This is a genomic window from Micromonospora sp. NPDC050980 (genome assembly GCF_040653835.1).
In the GTDB taxonomy this organism is placed as follows: Bacteria; Actinomycetota; Actinomycetes; order Mycobacteriales; family Micromonosporaceae; genus Micromonospora.
Genome location: NZ_JBFAGS010000061.1, coordinates 1 through 2,868, shown reverse-complemented (window position 1 = coordinate 2,868; position 2,868 = coordinate 1). Strand labels below are relative to the sequence as shown.

Genomic DNA, 2,868 nt, shown 5'->3' with positions numbered 1-2,868 from the left:
CACGCTCACGCAGCTCGTCGGGGTACTTCTTCGGTGCGGGCATCGCTGGTGTTCCTCCAGGTTTCGATGTCTCCATCTAACCCGGGGCGGAACAGTCGGCACCTTCAAGGTGTCAGGTGGAGACGTTCGCTCGCTGGTTCTACCGCTGCCTCCGATGCACGAGCAGCGAGCCATTGTGGCGCACCTCGATGAGCAGACGTCGAAGATCGACAGCCTCATCACGGAGTCGGAGCGGTTCATCGACCTCGCCCGCGAACGGCGCTCAGCACTGATCACGGCGACGGTGACGGGGCAGATCGACGTACGGGAGCTGGTGTGATGGCCGACCACAACGAGGTCGTCTTCGAGTCCGAGATCTGCGCATACCTGGAGTCCCATGGGTGGCTCTACTCGGCAAACGACGCCGGCTACGACCGGGAGCGGGCGATCTTCCCCGAGGACCTGTTTGCCTGGCTGGAGAAGACCCAGAAGCCGGCGTACGCGAAGGCGTTAAAGGCTGCCGGGTCGGAGGCGAAGGTTCTCGATGTGCTGGCCACGGCGCTCGACAAGCCTCTTGAACATGGTGGCGGGACGCTGAACATCCTCCGCAGTGGGGTGCAGTACATCGGCGGTGGTCGGTTGAAGATGGCGCAGTTCCGCCCCGAGACCAGCTTGAACGCGACCACCAACGAGCAGTACGCGGCGATGCGGGTTCGGGTGATGCGGCAGGTGCACTTCTCCACCGCCGACCGGCGCAGCATCGACCTGGTCTTCTTCATCAACGGGCTCCCGGTGGCCACCGTCGAGCTGAAGACCGACTTCACCCAGTCTCTCGATGAGGCGATCAACCAGTACCGCAAGAACCGGAACCCGCTGACCAACGGGCGGCCGGAGCCGCTGCTGTCGTTCGGGCATCGGGCGCTGGTCCATTTCGCGGTCTCCAACGACCTTGCCGCGATGACCACCAAGTTGGAGGGCGAGAAGACGCACTTCCGGCCGTTCAACATGGGGCACGACAGTGGCGCGGGGAATCCACCGGGTGAGGGCGGACGGTCGGCGACGGCGTACCTGTGGGAGCGGGTCTGGGAGAAGGACGCCTGGCTCACCATCATCGGCCGGCTGATGATCGTGGAGACCAAGGAGGAGTGGGATGTCGCGACCGGGACGTCGGTGCGGCGGACGAGCATGCTCTTCCCGCGGTTCCACCAGTGGGAGGCCGTGACGAACCTCGTGGCAGCGGTGCGCGAGGAGGGGGTGGGGCATCGCTACCTGATCGAGCACTCGGCAGGTTCGGGGAAGACGAACACCATCGCCTGGACCGCGCACCGGCTGGCGCGGCTGCATGTAAACGACGAGAAGGTCTTCGACTCGGTAATCGTGGTCGTGGACCGCAACGTGCTCGACGGGCAGCTTCAGGAGGCGATCCGGCAAATCGACGGGTCGGGGAAGATCGTGGCCACGATCAGCCCGGAGGACGTCCGCAAAGCGGGGGCGAAGTCGAAATCCGGGCTGCTGGCCACTGCGTTGAAGAACGGGGAGCTGATCATCGCGGTGACGGTGCAGACCTTCCCGTTCGCGCTCGACGAGATCCAGGTCGACTCGTCGCTGAAGGGGCGGCGGTTCGCGGTGATCGCCGACGAGGCGCACTCGTCGCAGTCCGGGCAGATCTCCCGCAAGCTGCGAGCCGTGCTGACCGCGGAGGAGATCAAGGAGATTGAGGAGAGCGGTGAGGTCGACGTGGAGGCGATCCTGGCCTCGGAGATGACCGAGCGGGCCGAGTCGGAGAACATCTCCTACTTCGCGTTCACGGCGACCCCGAAGAACAAGACCCTGGATCTGTTCGGCCGCAAGGGGCCTGACGGGAAGCCGGTCGAGTTTCACCTCTACTCGATGCGGCAGGCGATCGAGGAGGGCTACATCCTCGACGTGCTCAGGGGCTACCAGTCCTACGACACCGCGTTGAAGATCGCAGGCCGGGCCGAGAGCGGCGACGGCGGCGAGGTGGTGGAGGAGGCTGCGGCGCGTAAAGGGCTGATACGGTGGGTGAAGCTTCACCCGACCAACATTGGCCAGAAAGTACAAATCATCGTCGAGCACTTCCATACCAATGTCGCCCACTTGCTGGAGGGCAAGGCGAAGGCGATGGTCGTGACCGACTCGCGCAAGGCCGCAGTGAAGTACAAGAAGGCGATCGACGCCTACATCGCCAAGCGGGCCGCCAAGGACGCCTCGTACACGTACCGAACCCTGGTCGCCTTCTCCAACTCGGTGACCATGGCCGAGGACGAGGAGTGGGCCTCTGACTGGGGGCCGCAGCCGAGCAAAGACGACGAGTTCACCGAAGCCAAGCTGAACCCCGGCGCCGGCGCGGACCTGGCCGCCGCCTTCAAGGGCACGACGTACAAGATCATGCTGGTCGCCAACAAGTACCAAACGGGCTTCGACCAGCCGCTACTCTCGGCCATGTACGTCGACAAGAAGCTCTCCGGGGTCACCGCCGTGCAGACGCTGTCCCGGCTCAACCGCACCCACCGCACCGCAGGCGGGGAGCAGAAACGCAAGACGTTCGTCATCGACTTCGTGAACAAGCCTGAAGGCATCCGGGCTGCATTCGAGCCGTACTTCACCAACGCCACCCTGGAGACCGAGACCGACCCGTACATCGTCGTTCACCTGGCCAACAAGCTTGCCCAGGCCGGGATCTACACGCCAGAGCAGGTGCGCGAGGTCGCCGAACTGTGGGTCACGCGCAAGGGTAACAACGCACTTTCGGCGGCGATGAGCCCGGCCAAGAAGGGTCTGTCAAGTTAACGGCTGATCTTGGTTGTTGAGGTGGTCAGTGGTTGGCCGGGGTGAGCCGGCCTTCGAAGGCGATCTGGAAGGCGTTCA

The 2,868-nt window shown here is 64.3% G+C and carries 2 protein-coding genes; both read left to right on the top strand.

Translation table 11 applies throughout. The features are described from left to right. Nucleotides 1–154: 154 nt before the first annotated feature. Nucleotides 155–319 carry a hypothetical protein gene (locus tag AB0H28_RS29960; protein WP_358047482.1) on the top strand — a complete coding sequence of 55 codons (165 nt, stop codon included), beginning with the start codon at nt 155–157 and terminating at the stop codon, nt 317–319. Further along, the gene (locus AB0H28_RS29955; RefSeq protein ID WP_358047480.1) at nt 319–2,790 is read left to right on the top strand and encodes a DEAD/DEAH box helicase family protein; all 2,472 of its coding nucleotides are present in this window, start codon (nt 319–321) and stop codon (nt 2,788–2,790) included. Before AB0H28_RS29960 ends, AB0H28_RS29955 begins: the two co-directional genes overlap by 1 nt. Nucleotides 2,791–2,868: the final 78 nt, after the last annotated feature.

Excerpts from the sequence above, each read along its gene's own strand:
- AB0H28_RS29960 (WP_358047482.1), top strand. The coding sequence starts at position 155 with ATGCACGAGCAGCGAGCCATTGTGGCGCACCTCGATGAGCAGACGTCG.
- AB0H28_RS29955 (WP_358047480.1), top strand. The coding sequence starts at position 319 with ATGGCCGACCACAACGAGGTCGTCTTCGAGTCCGAGATCTGCGCATAC.